Consider the following 25,509-nt stretch of genomic DNA (forward strand, 5'->3'; position numbering starts at 1 on the left):
ATAGCGCAATGTGTGAAGTCATCGGCTTATAAAACGCACTATACCCTGAAGCAGGGGTAGGTCAGAAGATGATTTATATCGCAGTGGAATAGATGCGATGACGCTCGCAAATGAGAGTGGGGCGCATCGCGCGCCCCATTTACAGCTGATAGATTACAGAACCAGACCGCCCATCACGAAGCCGAAACAAACGGCCAGTGCAACCCCAATGGTGCCTGGGATGAAGAACGGATGGTTGAACACGAAACGACCAATACGCGTTGTGCCGGTGTCATCCATTTGTACTGCTGCAACCAGTGTTGGGTAGGTTGGCAGAATGAACAGACCAGAAACCGCTGCGAAAGAAGCAATGGCCGCCAGTGGTGAAACATTCAGTGCCATTGCCATTGGCATCAATGCCTTGGCAGTTGCAGCTTGAGAGTAAAGCAGTGCTGAACAGAAGAAGAAAATTACGGCCAGCAACCATGAGTGAGCTTGAATCAAGCTACCAGCAGTTTCTTTAATCCAGTCCAGGTTGTGCTGTACAAAGGTATCGCCCAACCAGGCTACACCAAGGATACAAATACACGCACTCATCCCTGCTTTAAATGTGCTGGAATTCAGGATTGAATCAGTATCAACCGAACACACTAAGGTAGTGATAGTTGCTACGCTTAACATGATGATCAGGATGGCGTTAGTGGTGTTCATCAGCGGTGTAGCCACCAAACCGACACTTGGGCTGTTGATGATGGCATAGGCCACAACACACAACACACCGGCCAGGAACAACAGCACGGAGGTTTTAGCCCGTGGTTTAATCACTTTGACCGTGTCGCCACGCAGAGTGACCAAACCTTCTTCTAAACGTTTTAGATAGATTGGGTCATCAGACAGTTTGGAGTTAAAGCACCAGGAAACAATCAGTGACATCACAAACACCGCGCACAGGGTGGATGGGATGACTATCATCAATAAGTGTAAGTAACTGACGCCATGACCTTCCATGACGGAAGACATGTAGACTACTGCCGCAGAAATTGGGGATGCGGTAATGGCGATTTGCGCGGAGACTACCGCGGTAGACAGTGGGCGGCAAGGTTTGATACCTTGTTCTTTCGCCACTTCTGCAATCACCGGCAGGGCTGACAGAGAAATATTACCTGTCCCGGCAAAGATGGTCAGAAAATACGTGACCAGCGGAGCAAGGATGGTGATGTGTTTTGGGTTCTTGCGCAGTAACTTTTCAGTTTGTTGCACCAGATAATCCATACCGCCCGCAACCTGCATTGCAGAGATGGCGGCAATAACAGCCATAATAATTGAAATAACATCGAATGGAATGCTGCCGGGTTTGACACCAATAATCGCCAATACCAGAACACCAATACCCCCTGCAAAACCTATACCGATACCGCCTAACCTGGCCCCTAAAAAAATGGCCAGCAGAACGATGACTAATTCTACGGCTATCATAGTGTTTACTCCTTGATCCAAATGAAAAATTAAAGTTAAAAAGTTGTGTTTGCTAGAAAGTAAAAAGGCACGCTGTCCAGAGGAGCATGCGTGCCTTATAGGGCTACCGGATGATTATTTTATTGTTCATTTTCATCGGTATAACGTTTTGCCTTATAGGCCGGATGCATCAGGTTCTCGACAGAGAAAATATCGTCCAACTCGGCCTCAGTTAATAGGCCGCGTTCCAGAACCACTTCCCGCACATTTTTACCAGTTTCTGCACAAATTTTGCCCACGATGTCACCGTTATGGTGACCAATGAATGGGTTCAGATAGGTGACGATACCGATAGAGTTAAAGACGTAACGCTCGCAGACTTCTTTGTTGGCCGTAATGCCATTAATGCATTTTTCCAACAGGTTATAACAAGCATTTGTCAGGATGTGGATAGACTCAAACATCGCCTGGCCAATTACCGGCTCCATGACGTTCAATTGGAGCTGACCTGCTTCGGCCGCCATAGTAATGCAAGTGTCGTTACCGATCACCTTAAAACAAACCTGGTTAACAACTTCAGGAATCACCGGGTTCACTTTAGCGGGCATGATGGAAGAACCGGCCTGCAATTCTGGCAGATTGATTTCATTCAGACCCGTGCGTGGGCCAGAAGAAAGCAAACGTAAGTCGTTGCAGATTTTTGACATCTTAACAGCCAAACGTTTCAGGGCGCTGTGCACCATCACGTAAGCACCACAGTCTGATGTCGCTTCAATCAAGTCTTCTGCTGGAACACAAGCCAACCCACTGATTTCAGAAAGTTTTTGTATCGCTAACTGTGAGTAACCTTCAGGTGTGTTCAGCGCAGTACCGATGGCGGTGGCACCCAGGTTAACTTCCAGCAGCAATTCTGCGGTACGTTGCAGATTTTTGGTTTCTTCTTTTAATAACACCGAGAAAGCTTTGAATTCCTGCCCCAGCGTCATGGGTACTGCATCCTGCAATTGGGTGCGACCCATTTTCAGAATTTTCTCGAATTCTTTGGATTTTCTTTCGAAGCCTTCTTTTAACTGATTGATGGCATCAATCAGCTTCATGATGGAAGCATAAACCGCGATGCGGAAGCCCGTTGGGTAGGCATCGTTGGTGGACTGGCATTTGTTCAGATGGTCGTTAGGGTTGAGGTATTGATATTCCCCCTTTTGGTGACCCATCAGTTCCAGACCGATATTGGCCAGAACTTCGTTGGTATTCATGTTTAAAGAGGTACCGGCGCCGCCTTGGAACACGTCAACCGGGAACTGATCCATACACTTCCCTTTATCCAGAACTTCGTCACATGCCTGAATAATGACATCAGCAATTTTGCGTGGGATGGTATGCAACTCTTTGTTCGCCATCGCCGCTGCTTTTTTTACCATGACCATGCCGCGTACAAATTCTGGCACATCACTGATCTTGCTGTTACTGATATAGAAGTTTTCAATCGCACGCAGGGTATGAACACCGTAGTAAGCCTCTGCGGGGACTTCTCGTGTACCTAACAGGTCTTCTTCAATGCGAATGTTATTTGACATGAGAACCTTCTCTAATCTGCTGTCTTGTTTTGTATTTGTTAACTACATTATGCCGCCGTGAGCAATATGATGCGGAAATGAACCTTGAGTACGGAAAGATTAACCATTCATCTTATTGCTGACAGGATCATATGCTGCTTAATGATAAAAAGCCTTGAACTAGGATCACTATATGGTCGGAATTAATTGAGATGATCTGATATCTGTGATTTCTCTCACAGTTGTACTAATAAGTAATAAAAGTATTCCCCTAACTTGAAAAGCGATTCAGCCATCACCATTTTATTAAGGTCGACCCTCGTTGAAGGGGTTGCTGATGCTGAAATCCGCTAAAAAAGGAAAAAACAGTGTCAGCGCCAGTCGGGTCAAGGTTTTCATGGTATCTGTCAGGCAGGTTTACCCTGATGAGAGGTACTGAATGATTGGAATAAGGAGAATGCGGTGCGTTGGTTACCGTTAGCGCTGATATTTTTATTGGCATATATAGAAATATCGATATTTATCAAGGTCGCAGCCGTATTGGGTGTGATGGTTACCCTATTGCTGGTGATCTTCAGTTCCTGTGTGGGGATATCTCTGGTGCGTAATCAGGGGATAAAAACTTTCATGCAGATGCAGCAAAAACTGGCGGCGGGTGAAAGCCCTGCGGCTGAAATGGTGAAAAGTGTTTCACTGGTATTGGCCGGTTTCTTATTATTGATCCCCGGTTTCTTTACCGACTTCATCGGCTTGTTGCTGTTATTACCACCAATTCAAAAATCCTTGACACTAAAGTTGATGCCACATTTGAATATTTATCGTGGCGGTTTTAGTGCTGGTGGTTTTAATCACAATAATTCTGGCCCTATGGGCGGCGGAAATACCTTTGATGGTGAGTTTCAGCGCAAAGCCGATGACCACTTCATCGTAGAGCATCATCCGGAAGAGGATGATAAATCGACAGATAACCGCTTTAAAGATGATAAGTAACTCGCGATACTTTCTAATTTATTGTTTATTAATCATAAATTCATAAAGTAAATAACAGTGCTTTCTATGGTTGGTCGGTGGAGAGATGGCTAAAATTAGCCCTCTCAGGACAAGAAAAAACTGAATTTTTTTTTGTCCTCTCCCTTGAAGGGATGTGAAGTCGCCCCCATTAAGATAGCCACGGTATCGGTTATGAAGGCAAGCCGGTACTCATCCTAAACCTGATACGGACCTTCTCAATAGGAGAGCTATCAATGAAAATTCGTCCATTGCATGACCGCGTTATCGTCAAGCGCAAAGAAGTTGAATCCAAATCTGCTGGCGGCATCGTTCTGACTGGCACAGCAGCGGGTAAATCTACCCGTGGTGAAGTTCTAGCTGTCGGCAATGGCCGCATCCTGGATAACGGTGAGATCAAACCACTGGATGTGAAAGTTGGCGACATCGTTATTTTCAACGATGGTTACGGCGTGAAGTCAGAGAAGATCGACCATGAAGAAGTGTTGATCATGTCCGAAAGCGACATTCTGGCAATTGTTGAAGCGTAATTCACGCTCTCTAATCTTCTGAACTGAACAAGTTAAGGGAAATCATACCAATGGCAGCTAAAGACGTAAAATTCGGTAACGACGCACGCATCAAAATGCTACGCGGCGTAAACATTCTTGCTGATGCAGTAAAAGTGACCCTGGGCCCGAAAGGCCGTAACGTAGTTCTGGACAAGTCTTTTGGCTCCCCAACTATCACCAAAGATGGTGTTTCGGTTGCGCGCGAGATCGAACTGGAAGACAAGTTTGAGAACATGGGTGCACAGATGGTTAAAGAAGTTGCCTCTAAAGCGAATGACGCAGCGGGCGACGGTACCACTACTGCAACTGTATTGGCTCAATCCATTATCACTGAAGGCCTGAAAGCAGTTGCGGCCGGCATGAATCCAATGGATCTGAAACGTGGTATCGACAAAGCAGTGATCGCAGCTGTTGAAGAGCTGAAAAAACTGTCTGTGCCGTGCTCTGATTCTAAAGCGATTGCTCAGGTAGGCACCATCTCTGCAAACTCAGACTCAACTGTGGGTGAGCTGATTGCACAAGCGATGGAAAAAGTCGGTAAAGAAGGCGTTATCACTGTTGAAGAAGGTTCAGGTCTGCAAGACGAGCTGGACGTAGTAGAAGGTATGCAGTTCGACCGCGGCTACCTGTCTCCTTACTTCATCAATAAACCAGAAACGGGTTCTATTGAACTTGAAAGCCCATTCATCTTGTTGGCTGACAAGAAAATCTCTAACATCCGCGAAATGCTGCCAGTTCTGGAAGCCGTAGCGAAAGCCGGTAAACCACTGCTGATCATTGCAGAAGACGTTGAAGGCGAAGCCTTGGCGACTCTGGTGGTTAACACCATGCGCGGCATTGTTAAAGTTGCAGCGGTTAAAGCACCTGGTTTCGGCGATCGCCGTAAAGCCATGCTGCAAGACATCGCTACCCTGACTTCTGGTACCGTGATTTCTGAAGAAATCGGTCTGGAACTGGAAAAAACCACTCTGGAAGATCTGGGTCAGGCGAAACGTGTTGTTATCAACAAAGACACCACCATCATCATCGATGGCGTAGGCGACGAAGCTGCGATTCAGGGCCGTGTTGCTCAGATCCGTCAGCAAATTGAAGATGCAACTTCTGACTACGACAAAGAAAAACTGCAAGAGCGCGTGGCTAAACTGGCTGGCGGCGTTGCCGTTATCAAAGTTGGCGCTGCAACTGAAGTTGAAATGAAAGAGAAAAAAGCGCGCGTTGAAGATGCTCTGCACGCAACTCGTGCTGCGGTAGAAGAAGGCGTGGTTGCGGGTGGAGGTGTTGCACTGATTCGTGCTGCATCTGCTATCACTAAGTCTGGCCTGAAAGGCGACAACGAAGACCAGAACGTAGGTATCAAAGTTGCGCTGCGTGCGATGGAATCTCCACTGCGCCAGATCGTAGTTAACGCCGGTGAAGAAGCTTCAGTTATCGCGAACAACGTTAAAGCGGGTTCAGGTAGCTACGGTTACAACGCTTACAGCGAAGAATACGGCGACATGATCGCGATGGGTATCCTGGATCCAACTAAAGTGACTCGTTCTGCTCTGCAGTACGCAGCCTCTATTGCTGGCCTGATGATCACCACCGAGTGCATGATCACCGATCTGCCACGTGATGACAAAGGCGGTGATATGGGTGCTGGCGGCATGGGTGGTATGGGTGGCATGGGCGGCATGATGTAATGCCCCACCCTATAGCTTCGATTAAGCTATAAACCTAAAGCGAGTGGGGAAACCTGCTCGCTTTTTTTATAGGAAAAAAACGGCTATACAGCCAATACCTGTCATAACCTTGCCTCGTCCACGTTTTACACTCAGCCTTTTCTGATTCACATTTTGCAAACTCGCGCCTCAAAAGCAGTTTTATTTTGCTCGGTGTGATGATTGCAGGACTTTTTTTATCTGCGGGACAGATTTAATGTGTAAACTGTTAATCATTAGCCATCAGTCTCGACATCGGGTACTTGGATAATTTCGGCAGCGAATGCCCCAACGGCAGCGGTGCTTTCTGGTAATCTTTAGCGTGATTCTCAACTTAGAATGGGGAAAAAAATGCGGATTAAAGTGTTACTTGGTCTTTCAGCGGCATTGTTGCTGGCAGGCTGTAGCTCCACTAATCAATTGAGTTCAGCGGGCGAGCAAGTGAAGTTCTCTGATACCAAACCGGGTAGTGAATGCCAGTTGGTTGGGCAGGTGACGGGTACTCAGAGCAATTGGATCTCAAGCGGTGAAAGCAGCTCTATGCGCGGTGCGGCAAATGACCTACGCAATAAAGCAGCGGCAATGGGCGGTAATGTTATCTATGGCGCAACCAGCCCGAGTGAAACTTTCTTATCAAGCTTTGCACCGCTAGACAGCAAAATGGTCGGCGAAGTTTACAAGTGCCCTTGATATATTTTAAGGGTGCACAGGGGATGCAATGGCGTCCCCTGTTATACCCGTCATCTTTCAATTTGCAGGTGTGTTGGCTGTACTCAATCACCGAATCACTTACCTGAGTAAGCTCATCGGGTTCTTTCGCTTGCCGCCTTCCTGAACCTCGAAATCTATAGGGTATATTTGCCGTCATCTTTCAAGTTACAGGTATGTTGGCTGTAACCGGCAGATTTGTCACCCAAATCATTCATCCTGCATTAACCGGAGGTCTAGTGGTGTTTTACTGGGTTGCCCCCCAACTTCTCGCGTTAAGCGCGGCACCAGATATCCAGACACGCGTCGCAGTAATCCTTTCATTAACTGCCGAGCTTCATCGTCATCGACCATAAAATGAGCTGCACCTTGTACCTTATCCAGCACATGGATGTAATAAGGTAGAATTCCGGCATCAAATAATGCATTACTTAATGTTGCCAACACCTCTGAATCATTATTGACCCCTCGTAACAACACGCTCTGATTTAGCAGGGTTACACCGGCCTGTTTCAGCAGCGCCATGCTGTCACGGAAAGATGCGTCAATCTCATTGGCGTGGTTGATATGTGTCACCATCACCACCTGTAATCGCGAGTCACTCAGCCGCTGACATAACTCAGTGGTAATACGCGCCGGGATGACGACCGGCAAGCGAGTATGGATACGCAGCCGTTTGATGTGAGAGATATTTTCGATCTCGTCCAATAACCAGTTGAGTTCGCTATCTTTTGCCATTAACGGATCGCCGCCGGAAAAAATGATCTCATCCAGTTCAGGATGTTGGCGCACATAATCCAGCGCCTGGCGCCAATTGGCCTTGTTGCCTTGGTTATCCTGATAAGGGAAATGACGGCGGAAGCAATAGCGGCAATTGACAGCGCAGCCGCCCTTGACCAGCAATAGCGCGCGGTTACGATACTTGTGCAATAGGCCGGGAACAACACTGCGCTGTTCATCAAGCGGATCGTTGGTAAAACCGGGAGCTGCAATAAATTCTTCCCGTGCGGTGAGCACTTGAAGCAATAATGGGTCTGATGGGTTCCCCGGTTGCATGCGCGAAACGAATGCGCGGGGCACTCTTAAGGGAAATAAACGGCGCGCAGCAGTACCTTGTTGTAGGCTAGGATGTTCATTTAACAGCAAAATTCTTAGCAATTCGTCCGGATCAGTAATTACATCGGCGAGTTGTTGCAACCAATCTTCTCTAATTGGCATGTTTCGGGTTACAATACTTGCCATTTTTTAGGCTTATTACCAGTTTCTTGAGGACCATCATGGCCAGTTATTATAGCAACGATTTTCGTCCCGGTCTTAAAATCATGTTCGAGGGCGAGCCTTATTCAGTTGAGTCCAGCGAGTTCGTAAAACCCGGCAAAGGCCAGGCTTTCGCGCGTGTTAAAATGCGCCGCCTGCTGACCGGCGGACGCGTTGAAAAGACCTTCAAATCAACAGATTCTCTGGAAGGCGCTGACGTTAACGATCTGAACCTGACTTACCTGTACAACGACGGTGAGTTCTGGCACTTCATGAATAACGAGACTTACGAACAGCTGCAAGCCGATGCTAAAGCCATTGGCGAAAATTCTAAGTGGTTGATTGACCAAGCTGAATGTATTGTAACTCTGTGGAATGGTCAGCCTATCGCTGTCACCCCACCAAACTTTGTTGAACTCGAAATTGTTGACACTGACCCAGGTCTGAAAGGTGATACTGCCGGTACCGGTGGTAAGCCTGCAACTCTGAGCACCGGTGCAGTGGTCAAAGTGCCACTATTCGTACAGGTTGGCGAAGTCATCAAAGTTGATACCCGCTCTGGCGAATACGTTTCTCGCGTTAAGTAAGCTACAGCCGTTAAGCTGTGATAAAACTGCGTTGAGAACAAAAGAAAACCGCTTAATCGGCGGTTTTCTGCTATCTGGGTTTGACCCATTGATAAAAGTTATTTAAGTCAGAAAAAGTGCAATATTGTTTTTTTGACTATCCTTATAGGGTGAATATACTCACGCGCCATAAGGAATTTTTATCATGTTGAAGAAAAGCATCGCTATTATTTTCTCATTATTAGTTATCTCTTCATTGAGCGCCTGCAATACCACCAAAGGTGTCGGTAAAGATGTTCAAAGCGCGGGTAGTGCTATTGAACGCAGTGCTGAATAAATAGCTATAGCCGTCATACTTCAAGCTGCATGTGCGTTGGCTGCGTTCAATCACCCGAATCACTTACAATACAGTAAGCTCATCGGGACTCTCTCACTTGCCGCCTTCCTGCAATTCGAATTATTTAGGGTATATAGGCATTGTTATCGGCGGCCATTGCCGCCGGATTTCTTTGGCAGGGTAAGAGATTGCTGCTTATTATTTAGCATGCTAACCTATCATTCTTATCTATCTGCTGTCTGGGACGACCTAGCACGCATCTATTTTTCTGGGGACGACCCCGCCTGAGTGAAGGGGTTTACCATGGCTTGGATTATTTTGGCTATTGCAGGTTTATTGGAAGTGATTTGGGCTATCGGCCTGAAATACTCCCATGGTTTTACGCGGCTGACACCCAGTATTATCACTTTGATCGCGATGGCCGCCAGTGTTTTCTTATTGGCTTATGCTATGAAAACCTTACCGGCGGGCACGGCTTACGCGGTTTGGACTGGTATTGGTGCGGTGGGGACGGCCATTTTAGGTATTGTGCTGCTTGGCGAATCGGCCAGTTTGGCGCGAGTATTCAGTTTGGGGCTGATTTTAGCGGGAATAATTGGGTTGAAATTAGCGTCATAAATGACAAGGGGGGGCTTCCCCCCTTAGTCGATTATAGAGTTCAATATCATTGCCCGGCGATAACTTTCCCCTGTTTCACCCAGATCAATTGTTCCACCGGGAAACCATAATTCTTCGCGATGGCAATCAGGCGATCGCGAGTTTGGTTATCAATCGTCGGCGTGCGCGATAAAATCCACAGATATTCGCGGCTAGGGCCAGCAATCAAAGCATGTTGGTATTCATCATCCAAATCAATGATGTTATAGCCGCCATAGAATGGGCCAAAGAAAGAGACTTTCAATGAAGCTTGCTGCGGCGAGCCAATGAAATAGGCTTTACCGACACTTTCCTGCCATTGCTGTTTCTTCGCGTTATAACCCCGATTAATGACTTTTACGCCACCATCATCGCGGAGTGAGTAATTGGCCGTGACACGGTCTAACCCGCGTTCAAAGGAATGGTCCAGCCGGGCAATTTCATACCAAGTGCCGAGATAGCGGGGTAATTGGAAATTATCGACGACTTTCACGTCTTTTGGCGGCGTTACGCTACAAGCGACCGAAAGTAATGTTGCTGCTATTACGGATAATTTTGACCACAGACGCATCTGTATTCCTTAGTATTTCAATTATTAGTCTGTGACTGAGAATAGCTATCATCTATGAAAGAGGCAAATGGATGAATCCGAGTTATTGGCAAAATGGGTATTGGCGGGATGGGCTGTTGGCGGTATAGCAAAAAAACGGCCCGGCATAAGCACGGGCCGCTGAGAGAGCTTGGGCAATTACAGTGTCAAAACACCGATGATAGCAACCACAGTCAAAATGGCAGCCAGACCATAGAAAACCCATTTCCCAGCAGGGATGTGGATTTTCAAATCATGCATGGCGTGGTGGATACGGTGTAAACCGCACCACAGTGGCAGAATAATCATCAGCAGCAGGAATACCCGGCCAATGAAGCTCTGACAAAATGCCAGCACCCGCTCATAGCTCAATGCTTCACCGGGGAAAGCACCCAGAGGCAGCAAAATAGCGACCAACAGAATAACAGCCGGTGCAATGATGGCACTCCACATGCCGCCCGCACCGAACAGACCCCAGAAGATAGGTTCATCGGAGCGCTTAGGGACTTGATTCATCTTGTTCTCCTCCGGGTTAGAGTAAGGCAACGGCCAGAATAATCGCGGTAGCCACGATAGTCACAACCCACAGCGCCTTGATAACTGGCTCTGGACCCATTTTTTCGTCTTTAATAATAATATTGGCGGCTTTCGGTGCCAGTTCAAACCAGGTTTTGGTATGTAACACGGCGGCCAATAACGTAATGATATTGATTAATAACACTAGCGGATTTTGCAAGAATCCGACGAAACCTTCCCACCCAGCCGGGCCGCTTTTCAGTGCGAACACTCCGTAAATCAGTAGGATACTGAACCACACTGTGGGCACGGAGGTGCCTTCACGCAACATATAAAAACGATAGAAACCGAGCTGTTGCCACCAGTTCGGGGCCATGGTACGGACGTAAGCTTTACGTTTAGTAGTCATTACTGTTTCCCCTCCCTTATTGTGGTTTCAGCATGGCGATCATGAAGTCTTTCGCACTCTCAACCTTGCCTTGCTGGATAGCTGCGGCAGGGTCTACGTGTTTTGGACAAACTTCAGAACAGTAGCCGACGAAAGTACAACTCCAGACACCATTTTTGCCGTTAAGCTGTGGCATACGCTCTTTCTTACCGTGGTCACGGTTATCCAGATTGTAACGATGGGCCAGAGTGATGGCTGCTGGGCCAATAAACTCAGGATTTAAACCAAACTGTGGGCAAGCGGCATAGCATAGGCCACAGTTAATGCAGCCAGAGAACTGGTGGTATTTCGCCATCTGAGCCGGAGTCTGCTTATTCGGGCCGTCTTTTGGTTTGCGCTCATTACCAATAATATAAGGTTTGATAGCTTCCAAACTCTCAATAAAGTGAGTCATATCAACCACTAAATCGCGCTCTATAGGGAAGTTACCCAGTGCCTCGACTTTCATCCCGCCGGTATATTCGCGCAGGAAAGTCTTACAGGCGAGTTTTGGCACTTTGTTGACCATCATGCCGCACGAACCGCAAATCGCCATCCGGCAAGACCAGCGATAAGACAGGTCAGGTGCCAAATTATCTTTGATATAACCCAGTGCATCCAGCAGAGAAGTCTGCTCATCGTAAGGCACTTCAAAGGTTTCGAAGTGAGGTTCGCTATCACGTTCTGGGTTATAGCGCATGACTTCCATTTTCAGGAGTTTCATATCAGTCATTCGCCTGCTCCTTATCCTTTAAATCTTTCGCATCTTTGGCGTCTTTAGCATCTTGCGCGGTGGCTTCACCACCATAAACGCGTTTTGCTGGTGCCAGTTTGGTGATTTTTACGTCGCTGAGTTCAAGGCGTGGTGCGCCGTTTGGATTATGGAAAGCGAGTGTGTGCTTGAGGAAATTAACATCATCACGCTCGGTACAACCTTCATCCAAGCGCTGGTGCGCGCCGCGGGACTCTCTACGGTTCAGTGCTGAGTGAGCCATACATTCGGCCACATCCAGACCATAACCCAGCTCAATGGTGTAGAGCAGGTCAGTATTGAAAACACTGGAGTTGTCGGTGATTTTCACGCGTTTGAAGCGCTCTTTCAGCTCTGCCAGTTTATCCACGGTTTTCTGCATCAGTTCCGGTGTGCGGTAAATGCCGCAGCCTTCTTCCATTGACAGACCCATCTCATCGCGAATTTTAGACCAGTTTTCAGTCCCTTCCTGCTTCATCAAGTTGCTCAGGCGGTTTTCCACATCACGGGCCTGGGCATCCAGCGCACTGCCGTTAGCCGGGCCGGTTTCCATGGCGCGCAAAGCGGCTTGTTCACCAGCAAGACGGCCAAAGACCACCAGTTCTGCCAATGAGTTAGAACCCAGACGGTTTGCACCGTGCAGACCAACAGAAGAACATTCACCGACGGCGAACAGCCCTTTGATTCGGGTTTCACACTGCTGGTTGGTTTCAATGCCGCCCATGGTGTAATGCGCGGTTGGGCGCACTGGGATTGGCTCTTTAACCGGATCGACACCGACATAAGCTTTTGCCAGTTCACAAATGAATGGCAAGCGCTCAAGTAGTTTTTTCTCGCCAAGGTGGCGCAAGTCCAGATAGACAACATCACCACGCGGAGTCGCGATAGTGCGGCCAGCACGCCATTCATGCCAGAAAGCTTGCGAAACTTTATCGCGCGGGCCTAATTCCATGTATTTGTTCTTTGGCTCGCCGAGCGGGGTTTCTGGCCCCATGCCGTAATCCTGCAAATAACGGTAGCCGTCTTTATTGACCAGAATACCGCCTTCACCACGGCAACCTTCCGTCATCAAGATGCCAGAACCCGGTAGGCCGGTTGGGTGATATTGCACAAACTCCATGTCACGCAGTGGAACGCCGTGGTGGAATGCCATCCCCATACCATCACCGGTAACAATACCGCCGTTGGTGTTATAACGATAAACACGACCTGCGCCGCCAGTGGCCATGATCACAGCATTCGCACGGATTTGCACCCGCGTGCCTTCCATCATATTCATGGCAACAACACCGCGAGCTTGGCCATCATCGACCAGAATATCTAGCACGAAATGCTCATCAAAACGTTGAATTTGCGGATATTTTAACGAGGTTTGGAACAGGGTATGCAGCATGTGGAAGCCGGTTTTATCCGCAGCAAACCACGTACGTTCAATTTTCATCCCGCCAAAGCGGCGAACGTTAACAGAGCCGTCGGGTTTACGGCTCCATGGGCAGCCCCAAATTTCCAACTGTGCCATTTCTTCCGGGCAGCTATGGACAAAGTGATCCACAACATCCTGTTCGCATAACCAGTCACCACCGGCAACGGTATCGTGGAAATGATAGTCAAAGGTATCGTGGTCCTGTGTGACAGCAGCTGATCCCCCTTCGGCAGCCACAGTGTGGCTACGCATTGGGTATACTTTCGAGATCAGAGCAATCTTCAGCTGAGGGTTGGCTTCCGCTGCGGCTATTGCTGCACGTAAACCAGCGCCCCCGGCCCCGATAATGGCAAGATCGGCGTTAAAGGTTTGCACTGCGCTTCTCCATTGTTCAAATGTTCAAGTGAAAAATATATAAAGTGAATCACTACTCTTAATGGTTTTTAATATTATTACCTGGCTAACTTATTAACTGTTAACCAGCATGATGCTATTAAGAATAGCTATTTCTTACTTTTTGCATGGGAATAATTATACCCAATGCTAAGTGGTAGAAATTTGATGTGATCGATTGTTTTGTTTTATTTGAACCGCCTCAAGGGCATTACTAACAAAAACGTGATCCCAAACAGGATATGCTGGGCAAAAGTCTTTTTTGCAGAGTGAAATGCTGAATCCGAGCCGGAAATCGGCGTCGTGAGTGACAGATTTGTCTGAGTGAGTAGATGCGAGTAGACTGCATCCCCTGTTTGATTTCGGAGTTAACCACCATGAGCGAAACGGCAAGCTGGCAGCCGAGTGCACCCATCGCCAATTTGTTGAAGCGCGCAGCAATAATGGCAGAGATCCGGCGTTTCTTTACCGATCGCGGCGTATTAGAAGTTGAAACGCCCACCATGAGCCAAGCGACAGTGACGGACATTCATTTGGTCCCATTCGAAACCCGGTTTGTTGGCCCGGGCGCTGCCGAGGGTTTGACGCTGTACATGATGACCAGCCCGGAATATCACATGAAGCGCCTGCTAGCGGCGGGCAGCGGTTCTATCTATCAAATGGGGCGCAGCTTTCGCAATGAAGAAGCTGGCCGTCATCACAATCCTGAATTCACTATGCTGGAATGGTATCGCCCGCATTATGATATGTACCGCTTAATGAATGAGGTCGATGACCTGTTGCAGCAAATTTTGGATTGCAACAGTGCAGAAACCTTGTCTTATCAACAAGCATTCTTGCGCCATTTGGATATTGATCCCTTGTCGGCGGACAAAGCGCAATTACGCGAAGCGGCGGCAAAACTGGATTTAAGCAATATTGCCGATAGCGAAGAAGATCGCGACACGCTGCTGCAATTGTTATTCACCGTCGGGGTTGAACCTCACATTGGCCGCGAAAAACCGGCTTTTGTTTATCATTTTCCCGCCTCTCAAGCATCCCTCGCCGTGATCAGCACTGAAGATCATCGTGTAGCAGAACGTTTTGAGGTTTACTTTAAAGGTATGGAACTAGCGAATGGCTTCCATGAGCTGACTGACGGTGATGAACAACTAAAACGGTTTGAGCAAGATAATCGCAGCCGTGAAAAACGCGGTTTGCCACAGCATCCCATTGATATGAATTTGATTGCTGCCCTGAAGCACGGCTTGCCGGATTGTTCTGGTGTGGCGCTCGGGGTTGATCGTCTGGTGATGTTGGCGTTGGGCGCAGAAAGATTGAGTGATGTTATTGCCTTCCCGGTCAATATTGCTTAATTCCTCTTCGTCCTTGGCGCCGCAGCGGTGTTCGCTGCACTCGCTCACCCGAATCACTTACTACAGTAAGCTCATCGGGATGCGCTTATTTGCTGCCTTGCTGTAACACCAATGACTTTGAGGAATGCGAGTGTTCTTGGCGCCGCAGCGGTGTTAAAAGAAATGCCCTGACCTGTGAAGGTTCAGGGCATTTTTGTTTCTTACTCACTGATCTTACAAGCTGCCCGGTGTGCGGCTGCGATTCGACGAAACCACGCGCCCACGGCCCAAAGTTTCCAGACGGGCCTGGAAAGGTGGGAATGGCAGAGTAATACCGTGCTCGCGGTAACCGGCCAGAATCAACTGATGAATCTCATGACGCAGCGGCATACGGTGGCCCATTTCGGCGGCGTAAATACGCAGCTCGAAAATTTGGATCCCTTGCTGGAGATCGACCAAATAGACCTCGGGTGGCGGGTTATCCAAGACCAAGGTACAGCGGCGCGCCGCGGTCAGTAATACTTCCGTCACTTCTTCGCTACTGGTTTCTGCTGGGGCCGGTACCGTCAAGACCACACGGGTAATGGAATCCGACAGCGACCAGTTAATAAATTGCTCAGTAATAAAGGCCTTATTCGGCACGATAATTTCTTTACGATCCCAATCTGAGATGGTCGTGGCGCGAGTATTAATTTTGGTGACGCTACCGGTGAGGTCACGGATAGTCACGGTATCGCCGATGCGGATCGGTTTTTCAAACAAGATGATCAAGCCGGAGACGAAGTTGGCGAAAATCTCCTGCAAACCAAAGCCTAGCCCCAAACCCAGAGCAGCAACCAGCCATTGGAATTTCGCCCATTCGATTCCCAGCATAGAAAAACCAACCAAACCCCCAATCAGGATCAACAGATATTTGGTAATCGTGGAGATGGCATAGCCGGTTCCGGGGGTCAGATCCAAATGTTGTAACAGTGCCAGCTCCAGCAGGGCTGGGAAATTACGCACCAGTTGGGTTGTCACGATCATCACCAGAATAGCGATCAGCAGTGATCCCATGGTGATCGCCTGTACTGACTCAATACCGTTTATCGTCGATGACGAGTCCCACAAGCGAATATTTTCCAGGAAACCAAAAGCTGAATGAATCTCAGACCACAGCACTATCACAGAAACTAACGCGATCATGGTCAGAATGGATCGCACCAGTCGCAGAGACTGCGCGCTGATCACATCCAGATCAATCACCGGTTCTTCAACATCAATGGAGCCTTCCGTGCTGTTATTGTGCGGTATTGTATCGTCTTCGCCACGGGCACGTTGCGCCAGAATATCAGCACGGCGCTGTTTGGCGCGATCAAAGGCAATGCGGCGGCGCTGAATCAGCATCCAGCGGCGGATAATATGATAAACCACCAACAAGAAGAACCAGATAGCGACCGAGGTTTCCAGACGGGCTAACAATGCTTGTGACGTGGTGAGATAACCCAGAGCAGATGCCAATGCTGCCATCAATGGCGCAGACAGTAAAAGCCCCCATAGCGCGGTGTTAACAATATTATCGCCAGAACCTTTTTTATCCAGATAGAGTGGAATACCCGCCCGCTTCAAGCTGTTGGTGACCAAACTTAAGGCAATACACAGCAAAATAAAGCACAGCCGGCCCAGTGTGCCAGCGAATTCGCGGTCGTTATAATTCTCGAATGTAATCAGCGCCATCATCAGTGGGATAATCAACCACACTGACATGCGATAGAAGCGCATTGCCCGGCCCACTTGGGTTGGTGACCAGCGGAAGTGGGTAATAAACAGGCCATGTGGATGGGCAAATGAGGCGCTTATCATAAATACCCACAGCACCGGCACGGTCGCGGTGACAGCATTACCAATGGCGATAGCCATCGGATATGACCAGGCATTTTGCAAACCATATCCGACCGCCGCCCATAAGACAGGCAACGGCAACGCCATCAGAATGGACCAGAATACGGTGCGCAACGTCAGGGAGAAATGGTCTTGTGTAACCTTGCCAACACGGCTGCTGGCGCGCTCCAGGAAAGCATGATAATGGCGGCGAGAGCTGATACTGAAACCGACAAACAGTAGCGCGCCAATAATTGGCAGCAATGTTTCTTGGCTAGTCATCATCATGACAAAGGCTTGGCTGAGCTGCGAAAGGGTGTCGAGTGACAGCAAACGGGTGAGGTCATGGGCGACGTTAAGCGGATAAGAGAGTGATATCGGGCTAACATCCGCCACCCAAAACAGGTAGCGGTGGGTCGCTTCGCGAACTTCACTTAAGGCATCCACTAACTGACTGTTGGCCACTTTCAGCTTGGTCAGCTCAAGAATCTGAGTGTCATAACCGGATAACAGAGAATTCAGTAATTCGCGCTGCGTGCGCCACTGAGCATCGAGAATTCGCTGTTGCTCAGTGGTCAGTGGCGTGCCATCGTCTTGTGTTAATTTGACATTTTGCTGCTGTAACTTCTCCAGCATGTCTTCATATTGCAGACGTTGAACTCGCAATTGGGCCATATCGCGATCCAATTGCTGATTTTTGGGCACATCGGGCAACCTCGCCACTTGTGCTCGCAATGCTTCACCCAATGCGGTTGAAACCCCCAACCATTGAGCTTGCTCACGGATAGTGCTAAGTGCCTGACGAACCTGCTGAGTTTGTGTGACGGCCTGGCGTTGCTGCGAGGAAATCAGGTCAATGCGCTGCACTTGCTGATTTAGCGCTTGAGACAAATCGCGGTTTATTTGCAACTGTTGGGTAATAGATTCAGGTAAATCACCGCCTTGTTCGGCCAGTAATTCTGTGCGCTCGAGCGCTTGTTCTGCGGCTTGTTGGCGCTGACTATTCAGGTTGTTACGCAAGCTCTGGAGTTGAGCATCGACCCGCTCCTGGCGCTTTTTGTATAGCTCGGCCCGTAGCCGGGAAAGCTCTTGGCGATTATTGGCGGAGAGTTGGGAAAGCTCCAGCTCATTGGCTTTCGCTTTGCGGGCCACGGCTTCAGCTTGCAATAATGCCAACTGCGCTTGTGCTACTGGGGTGGTGGGGCTACTTTGCGCCTGAAGTCGCGTGCTGATTTCTGCCAGAATGCGCCGGGCTTCTGATTGTTGTTGCGGCAGCTGATTCAGTGACTCACTGATTTCCCGTGCGCGGTCTTGCTCCTGCTGTGACAGGCGGCTTAACTCTAATAATTGGCTGCTGACTTGCAGCACTTGCTGTTCCAGTTCGGACGTGGACAGATTATTAGGGACTGGCAGGGGTTTATCCCCTTCCTGCGCCAATTGTTGGCGTAACTCACGGGTGAGCTTAGGAAAGTCATCAATGGCTTTTTGATACTGCTGGGCGCGGATATCAGATTCTTTGGCATCCGCTAACCAACTAAGAGCCCCTTGCAGCGCCTGAACAATTTCTGCCTGATTTACCATCCCTTTATTGGCTTCAGCCTGTTTCAGCTCTTGTCTGAGCTGATCTTCATTCGGCTGAGTTGCCGCATGAAGCGGCAGGGACAACAACATGACTAATGACAGTAAAATGGCTGAAAACCATGAAATTATTAGGCGCACGTAAGGGTTCCTTAACATCAATGTCTTGTCAGCCGAGAGCTAGCACGGCGGGGTCGCGGGGATAGCTTCGGCTAATACTTCACCCATGCGGGTAACCGAACCGCTGTTTAACTGTGGCGCTAAATGTACTTTGCCCTCAGCAAACAAGTTAATCACCGTCGAGCCCAACTTAAAGCGGCCCATTTCTTGCCCTTTCTCCAGCGTGACAGCACCTTCAGCCCCAGCCTGCGGGTAAGTCCAGCGGCGAATCACACCTTCCCGCGGTGGGGTAATAGTGCCCGCCCAGACGGTTTCTATGCTGCCCACGATAGTGGCACCCACCAGAATTTGTGCCATCGGGCCAAAGGCGGTGTCAAAGATACAAATGACGCGCTCGTTACGGGCGAACAGGTTAGGAACATTCGCTGCGGTCAATGGATTGACCGAGAATAAATCACCCGGAACATAAATCATTTCACGCAACACACCATCACATGGCATATGCACGCGGTGATAATCGCGCGGAGCCAGATAAGTGGTGACGAACTGCCCATTCTGGAACTCAGCAGCCAGCATATAGTTACCTGCCAACAAAGCTTCCACACTGTAGTCGTGGCCTTTTGCCTGCAAGATTTGCCCATCATGAATGGTGCCTAACTGACTGATAGCGCCATCAGCGGGTTGAACTAATAGATTTTCTTCAACCACAACGGGGCGCGCACCGGCACGGAGCGGGCGCACAAAGAATTCGTTAAATGTGCGATAAGCAGAGAATTCAGGTGCTTGTGCTTCTTTCATATCAACTTTGTAATAGCGAGCAAACGCCTTGATAACCAGTTGCGTCAACCAGCCACCTTGTTTATCTGCGCCCCAGCCCGCCAAACGGGTCAGACCAAGCTTAGGAAGTAAATATTGTAATCTGATTTTGAGACTATCCAGCACGTAGACCTCTTGGGTAAGCTGTTTGTGATAAATTGTATCGAATAGAAAGCTGCGACTAAAACATCATTTTTCGCCACTATTTCTCATCACTATCTGATGTCTTGCGCGGCTTCGCCTGCTCCATACTTTCCAGAATGCGATGATAATTATCAAAGCGCTCCTCGGCAATTTTACCTTGCTCTACCGCTTCGCGCAGCGCACAGCCGGGATCGGTGGTGTGGCTACAATCGCGGAACTTGCAATGACCAAGATAATCACGGAATTCGACAAAACCTTGCGTAATTTGTTCCGGAGCCAGATGCCACAGACCGAATTCACGTACCCCCGGTGAATCAATCACATCACCACCATGCTGGAAGTGATATAAACGAGCGGCGGTGGTGGTGTGCTGGCCCAGCCCTGAGTTGCCGGACACGGTATTGACCAAAATTTCATTATCTGTTGGCGGCAACAAGGCATTCAATAGGCTGGATTTACCCACCCCTGACTGACCGGCAAAGATACTTATCCGCCCAGCTAGCGCCTGTTCAAAGGCTTCCATCCCTTCACGGGTTTGGCTGGAAACTTCTAATACGTTGTAGCCAATACGGCGATAGATATCCATCATGCCATCAACGAATTTACGGCCATCGGCGTCCAGTAAATCGATTTTATTCAGTACGATTAACGGCTCGACATCTAATGTTTCACAGGCCACCAGATAGCGGTCGATGATATTGAGCGAAAGTTCGGGCAAAATCGCCGAAACGATCACAATCTGATTAATATTCGCGGCGATCGGCTTCACACCGTCATACAAATCAGGGCGCGTTAGAACGGATGTCCGCTCATGAACGGCTTCGACAATACCTTTAACTCGCACACCTTCCTGCGCTTGCAGGCCGGGACGCCAAACCACACGGTCACCCGTCACCAGTGACTTGATGGTACGGCGGATATTACAACGATGCTGAACACCATCGGCAGCTTCGACATCAGCATGCTGACCGAAGCGACTGATTACGATACCTTCTTGCGCATCGCCAAGCTGAGAGTCATCTAACTCAGGTTTTCTATCAGTGCGTAGCCGGCGCTGATGGTTAGCCTGTACACGGCGTTGCTGACCTTTCGACAGTTTATTCTTACTCACTGTGCCTCACTTGAATCTGCATTAATACCCTTAGTATTTGAAGCCGCAGGGGTGTTCGCTACGTTCACTCATCCGAATCACTTACTTGAGTAAGCTCATCGGAACTCGTTCGCTTGCTGCCTGCCTGCAACTCCAATTTCTTTGGGTATATCGCTGGTTGCGACCAAAAGGGCTATGATACACATTATTTTATCAATTAACCGTTTGTTCGGTAGCTCACCCGCTAACAGGCAGGAAAAATCATGGCAGAAAATCAAAATAATCTAATCTGGATCGATCTAGAAATGACCGGTCTTGATCCGCAGCGGGATCGGATCATCGAGATAGCCACACTGGTTACCGATGCTAACCTGAATATCCTGGCGGAAGGCCCGGTGTTGGCCGTCCACCAGTCTGATGAGCAGCTTGGGCTAATGGATGAGTGGAATGTGCGCACGCATACCGGCAGTGGCTTGGTTCAGCGCGTTAAAGACAGCCCCTTTAGTGATAGCGATGCTGAGTTGCAAACAATTGAATTTCTAAAGCAGTGGGTTCCGGCAGGCGTTTCCCCTATTTGCGGTAACAGCGTGGGTCAAGACCGGCGCTTCCTGTTCCGCTATATGCCAGAGCTTGAAGCTTACTTCCATTACCGTTATCTGGATGTCAGCACCTTAAAAGAACTGGCCCGCCGCTGGAAACCTGAGATTCTGGCGGGTTTTAAAAAGAAAAATACTCATCAGGCACTGGATGATATCCGCGAGTCAGTGGCCGAGCTTGCTTATTATCGCGAACATTTTATTCAATCTTAATCCCTTTCGGCCTTGAAGCTGTGGGGGTGTTAGCTGCGCGCACTTACCCGAATCACTTACTGATGTAAGCTCAACGGGATGCGTTTGCTGCCTGCCTACCCACAACTCCAATGACTTTGGGGAACCTTTCGGCCTTGAAGCTGTGGGGGTGTTAGCTGCGCGCACTTACCCGAATCACTTACTGATGTAAGCTCAGCGGGATGCGTTTGCTGGCTGCCTACCCACAACTCCAATGACTTTGGGGAACCTTTCGGCCTTGAAGCTGTGGGGGTGTTAGCTGGTAGCCTGGCCTGAAATTTCAATAACTTTGGGTTTATGCTTTGCATGGTGCTGGTAAAAACATCATATTGCTGTTTTAATCGGCACTTAAACCGAAAAATGATTTTTTTGCTTTCAGGGGCTTGCGGCAAAACGGATTTCTCGTATAATGCGCACCCCGTACCGATGAAGAATTCGCGAGCTTGCGCAAACAGATTCAGTACTGGAAAGTGTGACACAGAGCGGGAATAGCTCAGTTGGTAGAGCACGACCTTGCCAAGGTCGGGGTCGCGAGTTCGAGTCTCGTTTCCCGCTCCAATTTCTTGAATCAAAAGAGATTGGTCATAAAGAAATAATCAGTATAGAGATAAAAAGTATAGAAGTTGATGCGCTGTTTTTCTTTTATAGTGCATGACAGCGACGCGGGAATAGCTCAGTTGGTAGAGCACGACCTTGCCAAGGTCGGGGTCGCGAGTTCGAGTCTCGTTTCCCGCTCCAAATTTTTATTTTTTTGCGCTGGTCATTTCAGATAGTCAAATGCTGTTTTAACGGCATCTCAATGCGGGAATAGCTCAGTTGGTAGAGCACGACCTTGCCAAGGTCGGGGTCGCGAGTTCGAGTCTCGTTTCCCGCTCCAAAATGTTTCATTCAATCTTGTCTTAATTATCCACAGCCCAATCATACGCTGCGCCCCATTGCACATACATTGTATTAAATTCTTCAACAGAGTTATCCACAGATTCTGCTGTTTTTATATTCAGTTCATAAATCAACCGCTTTAATTTCCTGTTTTATAAATATTTGATTTGTTTGCATATATATTTATGTGAAAACGTTATGCTGATCACTTGTACTTTTTTTTTACACTTGATTGACAAGGTGTTTTTATTTTTATACACAGGAAAAGTCTGGGTTTATTCATAATAAAAATAGTTAAAAAAACTCTGCTCAAGATTAAGCAATATTAGGTAACCGCGGTATCAGGCATCTCGTGGCAGGCCTTTTTCAATCGCTCTCACCAGCCGTTTTTTCTGCGGTGACTGAACATCCCCAATCAGTGTAGACCGTCTTTTTAATTGTTGTGAAATTGCCCACTCAATATGTTCATCTAACATCGGATTAATGCCGCGGCGTGCTTTCAGTGCCAATACAACATTGTCGAGATAGGGCGCATTGCCCAATGCCACAGAGATATTACGCAACCAGCGCAGGTGCCCAATTCGCCGAATGGCGGAGCCTTCGGTTATCCGTAAAAATTTCTCTTCATTCCAGCTAAATAAATCCAGCAACTGTGGAGTGTGCAGCACTGCGCGAGGGCTGAAATCTTCTTCGTCAGTTAATTGGGAGAAGCGGTTCCACGGGCAGATAAGCTGGCAATCATCACAACCATAAATACGATTGCCCATCAGGGGACGAAACTCTTCCGGTATCGCGCCCTCCAACTCAATAGTTAGATAGGAAATGCAGCGGCGAGCATCAACAGTATAGGGCGCGACGATAGCCCCAGTCGGGCAGGTGGTCATGCAAGCAACGCAGCGCCCGCATTGTTCTTCTTGCGGTTTATCGACGGGCAGCGGCAGGTCAATGAGCAACTCACCCAGGAAGAACCAGGAACCGGCCTCACGATTTAAAATTAGTGAGTGCTTACCAACCCAGCCAATGCCCGCTTTAGCCGCCAGGGAACGCTCCATTATTGGCGCAGAATCGACGAACGGGCGGAAATTGACATCACCGGCCGCCTGCTCCAGACAATAATTTTGAATCATGTCACCCAATTTTTTCAGGCGTTGGCGTAACAATTTATGATAATCACGGCCTAAGGCATAACGGCTGATATAGCCGAGTTCTGAATTCTTTAATGTGCTGGCAAATGCGGCCTTGGCAGGCAGGTAATTCATTCGCACGCTGATCACCCGCAAAGTGCCAGGCAATAATTCATGCGCGCGCGCGCGCAGCATACCGTGGCGGGCCATCCAGGCCATTTCGCCATGATATTGTTTATCAAGCCACGCCTGTAACCGCGGTTCTTCGGCTGACAAATCTGTATCGCAGATACCGACTTGCTGGAAACCTAGCGATTGCCCCCATTGCTTGATATGTTGGGCTAATTGATTCAGATCGAGGGGGTGTGCCATGACGGACCATAGTAAGAAACAAATCGGTATTAGTTTACCACACTCTGTTTTTTCTGCGGACTGGGTGCGCCAGAATGAGGCGGTTGCCGCGGCACACTTCTCCCTGAGCTTATTTGACCTGATGGTGAGAGCAGGAAACGCCGCATTTGAACTGGCGCGAAAGCAATACCCCGCCGCGCACCACTGGCTGATTTTATGCGGCCACGGTAATAATGGTGGCGATGGCTACATTGTTGCCAGCCGGGCATTGGCCGCGGGTCTGAATGTGACACTGATTGCTTGCCCTGGCAATCGGCCCCTGCCCGCAGAAGCCCATCAGGCGCAATCTCAATGGCTGGCAGCGGGCGGCGTGATTAATCAACCTGATATCTTATGGCCACAACATATCGATTTAATTATTGATGGTTTGCTAGGTATTGGCCTGCGAGCCGCGCCGCAAGGTGTTTATGCTACGTTGATTGACACGGCAAACCGCCACCGTGCAGCAAAAATCGCCTTGGATATCCCGTCAGGGCTGAGTGCTGATAGCGGTGCGGCTCCCGGCTCCGTCATTCGCGCGGATCACACTCTGACGTTTGTCACCCTAAAGCCCGGTTTGCTCACTGGGCAAGCCCGTGATTGGGTCGGGCATTTACACTGTAATGATTTAGGATTGACACCCTGGCTGGCTGCTCAACCCGTCCAAATTGAGCGCCTGACCGCCGGTAATTTGCCACAATGGTTGAAACCGCGTCGCCCTTGCGCCCATAAAGGTGAGCATGGGCGGTTATTGCTGGTAGGGGGCGATAAAGGGTTTGGCGGCGCGATTCGCATGGCGGGAGAAGCTGCGCTGCGTAGCGGTGCTGGGCTGGTGCGAGTGCTTACTCACATTGAGCATGTGGCCCCGATTTTGGCCGCTCGTCCAGAGCTAATGGTGCAGGAGTTAACCCCTGAAACCCTGGCGCAAAGTATGAGTTGGGCTGATGTATTGGTGGTCGGCCCGGGGTTAGGGCAATCTGATTGGGGCCGAAATGCTCTGAATTTATTGCAACAAAGTGATAAACCAGCATTATGGGACGCTGATGCACTCAACTTGCTGGCATTAAATCCGCTGAAGCGTCAGAATCGGGTATTAACTCCCCATCCTGGCGAAGCTGCCCGCCTGCTCGGTTGCCGCGTTGCTGATATTGAGAGTGACCGCTTACTTTCTGCCCGTAACATCGTTAAACAATATGGTGGTGTGGTGGTCTTGAAAGGGGCTGGTACTCTTATTGCCAGTGAACAGGGCGAGATGGCGATTGCTGATGTCGGTAATGCGGGTATGGCCTCCGGCGGTATGGGGGATATTCTGTCCGGCATTATTGGGAGTTTGATAGCACAAAAGCTGGTGCTGTATGATGCCGCCTGTGCAGGTTGTGTTGTGCATGGCGTTGCCGCAGACAAACTGGCTGAAGTTCAAGGCACCCGGGGTTTACTGGCCACAGATTTGCTGTCAGTTATTCCGAAGTACGTTAATCCTGAGTTAGCAAAATAG

The 25,509-nt window shown here is 48.9% G+C and carries 22 protein-coding genes and 3 tRNA genes; 13 read left to right on the forward strand and 12 right to left on the reverse strand.

Translation table 11 applies throughout. The features are described 5' to 3' along the window. Positions 1-153: 153 nt before the first annotated feature. A complete protein-coding gene (locus DXZ79_RS02175) occupies positions 154-1,455 on the reverse strand; it encodes an anaerobic C4-dicarboxylate transporter (protein WP_050291540.1) in 1,302 nt (433 codons plus the stop codon). Between the two features lie 119 nt (positions 1,456-1,574). Beyond that, positions 1,575-3,011: an aspartate ammonia-lyase gene (gene aspA / locus DXZ79_RS02180; protein WP_038636982.1), complete on the reverse strand. Its 1,437-nt coding sequence runs from the start codon at positions 3,009-3,011 to the stop codon at positions 1,575-1,577. A gap of 441 nt (positions 3,012-3,452) precedes the next feature. Between aspA and DXZ79_RS02185 the strand changes: the two genes are divergently transcribed. From DXZ79_RS02185 to DXZ79_RS02205, 4 genes are all read left to right on the forward strand, one after another. Beyond that, positions 3,453-3,980, forward strand: a complete 528-nt coding sequence (locus DXZ79_RS02185) for an FxsA family protein (RefSeq protein WP_038636980.1) — start codon at positions 3,453-3,455, stop codon at positions 3,978-3,980. 254 nt (positions 3,981-4,234) lie between these two features. Beyond that, entirely contained in the window at positions 4,235-4,528 is a 294-nt protein-coding gene (locus DXZ79_RS02190) for a co-chaperone GroES (protein WP_004391824.1), read from the forward strand. Between the two features lie 50 nt (positions 4,529-4,578). Next, positions 4,579-6,231: a chaperonin GroEL gene (gene groL, locus DXZ79_RS02195; RefSeq protein WP_038636978.1), complete on the forward strand. Its 1,653-nt coding sequence runs from the start codon at positions 4,579-4,581 to the stop codon at positions 6,229-6,231. A 369-nt stretch (positions 6,232-6,600) separates the two neighbouring features. Next, entirely contained in the window at positions 6,601-6,939 is a 339-nt protein-coding gene (locus DXZ79_RS02205; protein WP_005175566.1) for a DUF4156 domain-containing protein, read from the forward strand. 228 nt (positions 6,940-7,167) lie between these two features. On the opposite strand, the gene epmB is transcribed toward DXZ79_RS02205, so the two are convergent. Continuing rightward, entirely contained in the window at positions 7,168-8,199 is a 1,032-nt protein-coding gene (epmB, locus tag DXZ79_RS02210; protein ID WP_038636976.1) for an EF-P beta-lysylation protein EpmB, read from the reverse strand. A gap of 35 nt (positions 8,200-8,234) precedes the next feature. On the opposite strand from epmB, the gene efp reads away from it, so the two are divergent. The 3 genes from efp (at position 8,235) to sugE (ending at position 9,735) form a co-directional block, all read left to right on the forward strand. After that, the gene (gene efp / locus DXZ79_RS02215) at positions 8,235-8,801 is read left to right on the forward strand and encodes an elongation factor P (protein ID WP_038636974.1); all 567 of its coding nucleotides are present in this window, start codon (positions 8,235-8,237) and stop codon (positions 8,799-8,801) included. Positions 8,802-8,985: 184 nt separating this feature from the next. Next, entirely contained in the window at positions 8,986-9,117 is a 132-nt protein-coding gene (locus tag DXZ79_RS02220; RefSeq protein WP_004392446.1) for an entericidin A/B family lipoprotein, read from the forward strand. Positions 9,118-9,420: 303 nt separating this feature from the next. Continuing rightward, positions 9,421-9,735, forward strand: a complete 315-nt coding sequence (gene sugE / locus DXZ79_RS02225) for a quaternary ammonium compound efflux SMR transporter SugE (RefSeq protein ID WP_038636972.1) — start codon at positions 9,421-9,423, stop codon at positions 9,733-9,735. A gap of 46 nt (positions 9,736-9,781) precedes the next feature. On the opposite strand, the gene blc is transcribed toward sugE, so the two are convergent. The 5 genes from blc to frdA form a co-directional block, all read right to left on the reverse strand. Then, entirely contained in the window at positions 9,782-10,324 is a 543-nt protein-coding gene (gene blc, locus DXZ79_RS02230; RefSeq protein WP_038636970.1) for an outer membrane lipoprotein Blc, read from the reverse strand. A gap of 177 nt (positions 10,325-10,501) precedes the next feature. Further along, complete coding sequence (frdD, locus tag DXZ79_RS02235; protein ID WP_004392449.1) at positions 10,502-10,858, reverse strand: fumarate reductase subunit FrdD; 357 nt, start codon at positions 10,856-10,858, stop codon at positions 10,502-10,504. A 16-nt stretch (positions 10,859-10,874) separates the two neighbouring features. Next, positions 10,875-11,267 (reverse strand): fumarate reductase subunit FrdC, encoded by a 393-nt coding sequence (gene frdC, locus DXZ79_RS02240; protein WP_032820814.1) that lies wholly within the window; start codon positions 11,265-11,267, stop codon positions 10,875-10,877. Positions 11,268-11,283: 16 nt separating this feature from the next. Further along, positions 11,284-12,018: a succinate dehydrogenase/fumarate reductase iron-sulfur subunit gene (locus DXZ79_RS02245; RefSeq protein ID WP_005156463.1), complete on the reverse strand. Its 735-nt coding sequence runs from the start codon at positions 12,016-12,018 to the stop codon at positions 11,284-11,286. After that, positions 12,011-13,834 carry a fumarate reductase (quinol) flavoprotein subunit gene (gene frdA, locus DXZ79_RS02250; protein WP_120011065.1) on the reverse strand — a complete coding sequence of 608 codons (1,824 nt, stop codon included), beginning with the start codon at positions 13,832-13,834 and terminating at the stop codon, positions 12,011-12,013. The genes DXZ79_RS02245 and frdA overlap by 8 nt, the downstream gene beginning before the upstream one ends. Before the next feature lie 395 nt (positions 13,835-14,229). On the opposite strand from frdA, the gene epmA reads away from it, so the two are divergent. Further along, complete coding sequence (gene epmA, locus DXZ79_RS02255; protein ID WP_038636964.1) at positions 14,230-15,207, forward strand: elongation factor P--(R)-beta-lysine ligase; 978 nt, start codon at positions 14,230-14,232, stop codon at positions 15,205-15,207. Positions 15,208-15,420: 213 nt separating this feature from the next. Here epmA and mscM read toward each other — a convergent pair whose 3' ends face one another. The 3 genes from mscM to rsgA form a co-directional block, all read right to left on the reverse strand. Continuing rightward, a complete protein-coding gene (gene mscM, locus DXZ79_RS02260) occupies positions 15,421-18,765 on the reverse strand; it encodes a miniconductance mechanosensitive channel MscM (RefSeq protein ID WP_038636962.1) in 3,345 nt (1,114 codons plus the stop codon). Between the two features lie 39 nt (positions 18,766-18,804). Continuing rightward, complete coding sequence (gene asd / locus DXZ79_RS02265; RefSeq protein ID WP_038636959.1) at positions 18,805-19,686, reverse strand: archaetidylserine decarboxylase; 882 nt, start codon at positions 19,684-19,686, stop codon at positions 18,805-18,807. Between the two features lie 76 nt (positions 19,687-19,762). Continuing rightward, positions 19,763-20,815: a small ribosomal subunit biogenesis GTPase RsgA gene (gene rsgA, locus DXZ79_RS02270; RefSeq protein ID WP_038636955.1), complete on the reverse strand. Its 1,053-nt coding sequence runs from the start codon at positions 20,813-20,815 to the stop codon at positions 19,763-19,765. A 242-nt stretch (positions 20,816-21,057) separates the two neighbouring features. Between rsgA and orn the strand changes: the two genes are divergently transcribed. The 4 genes from orn to DXZ79_RS02295 all read left to right on the forward strand — a co-directional run bounded on the left by orn (position 21,058) and on the right by DXZ79_RS02295 (position 22,498). After that, positions 21,058-21,603 (forward strand): oligoribonuclease, encoded by a 546-nt coding sequence (gene orn, locus DXZ79_RS02275; protein ID WP_038636953.1) that lies wholly within the window; start codon positions 21,058-21,060, stop codon positions 21,601-21,603. Between the two features lie 500 nt (positions 21,604-22,103). Further along, positions 22,104-22,179, forward strand: a tRNA-Gly gene (locus tag DXZ79_RS02285). Between the two features lie 104 nt (positions 22,180-22,283). Then, positions 22,284-22,359 (forward strand) — tRNA-Gly (locus tag DXZ79_RS02290). A 63-nt stretch (positions 22,360-22,422) separates the two neighbouring features. Next, positions 22,423-22,498: transfer RNA gene (locus DXZ79_RS02295), tRNA-Gly, on the forward strand. Positions 22,499-22,841: 343 nt separating this feature from the next. Here DXZ79_RS02295 and queG read toward each other — a convergent pair. Then, complete coding sequence (queG, locus tag DXZ79_RS02300; protein ID WP_038636948.1) at positions 22,842-23,996, reverse strand: tRNA epoxyqueuosine(34) reductase QueG; 1,155 nt, start codon at positions 23,994-23,996, stop codon at positions 22,842-22,844. On the opposite strand from queG, the gene nnr reads away from it, so the two are divergent. After that, positions 23,995-25,509, forward strand: a complete 1,515-nt coding sequence (nnr, locus tag DXZ79_RS02305) for a bifunctional ADP-dependent NAD(P)H-hydrate dehydratase/NAD(P)H-hydrate epimerase (RefSeq protein WP_038636945.1) — start codon at positions 23,995-23,997, stop codon at positions 25,507-25,509. The two genes, queG and nnr, sit on opposite strands and share 2 nt — an antisense overlap.

The sequence above is a fragment of the Yersinia rochesterensis genome (genome assembly GCF_003600645.1).
Taxonomy (GTDB): Bacteria; Pseudomonadota; Gammaproteobacteria; order Enterobacterales; family Enterobacteriaceae; genus Yersinia; species Yersinia rochesterensis.

Coding starts and splice junctions, on each gene's coding strand:
- frdD (WP_004392449.1), bottom strand. CDS start 10,858: ATGAATCAAGTCCCTAAGCGCTCCGATGAACCTATCTTCTGGGGTCTG.
- orn (WP_038636953.1), top strand. CDS start 21,058: ATGGCAGAAAATCAAAATAATCTAATCTGGATCGATCTAGAAATGACC.
- aspA (WP_038636982.1), bottom strand. CDS start 3,011: ATGTCAAATAACATTCGCATTGAAGAAGACCTGTTAGGTACACGAGAA.
- groL (WP_038636978.1), top strand. CDS start 4,579: ATGGCAGCTAAAGACGTAAAATTCGGTAACGACGCACGCATCAAAATG.
- efp (WP_038636974.1), top strand. CDS start 8,235: ATGGCCAGTTATTATAGCAACGATTTTCGTCCCGGTCTTAAAATCATG.
- epmA (WP_038636964.1), top strand. CDS start 14,230: ATGAGCGAAACGGCAAGCTGGCAGCCGAGTGCACCCATCGCCAATTTG.
- queG (WP_038636948.1), bottom strand. CDS start 23,996: ATGGCACACCCCCTCGATCTGAATCAATTAGCCCAACATATCAAGCAA.
- sugE (WP_038636972.1), top strand. CDS start 9,421: ATGGCTTGGATTATTTTGGCTATTGCAGGTTTATTGGAAGTGATTTGG.
- DXZ79_RS02220 (WP_004392446.1), top strand. CDS start 8,986: ATGTTGAAGAAAAGCATCGCTATTATTTTCTCATTATTAGTTATCTCT.
- epmB (WP_038636976.1), bottom strand. CDS start 8,199: ATGGCAAGTATTGTAACCCGAAACATGCCAATTAGAGAAGATTGGTTG.
- blc (WP_038636970.1), bottom strand. CDS start 10,324: ATGCGTCTGTGGTCAAAATTATCCGTAATAGCAGCAACATTACTTTCG.
- nnr (WP_038636945.1), top strand. CDS start 23,995: ATGACGGACCATAGTAAGAAACAAATCGGTATTAGTTTACCACACTCT.
- frdC (WP_032820814.1), bottom strand. CDS start 11,267: ATGACTACTAAACGTAAAGCTTACGTCCGTACCATGGCCCCGAACTGG.
- DXZ79_RS02245 (WP_005156463.1), bottom strand. CDS start 12,018: ATGACTGATATGAAACTCCTGAAAATGGAAGTCATGCGCTATAACCCA.
- DXZ79_RS02190 (WP_004391824.1), top strand. CDS start 4,235: ATGAAAATTCGTCCATTGCATGACCGCGTTATCGTCAAGCGCAAAGAA.
- DXZ79_RS02175 (WP_050291540.1), bottom strand. CDS start 1,455: ATGATAGCCGTAGAATTAGTCATCGTTCTGCTGGCCATTTTTTTAGGG.
- DXZ79_RS02205 (WP_005175566.1), top strand. CDS start 6,601: ATGCGGATTAAAGTGTTACTTGGTCTTTCAGCGGCATTGTTGCTGGCA.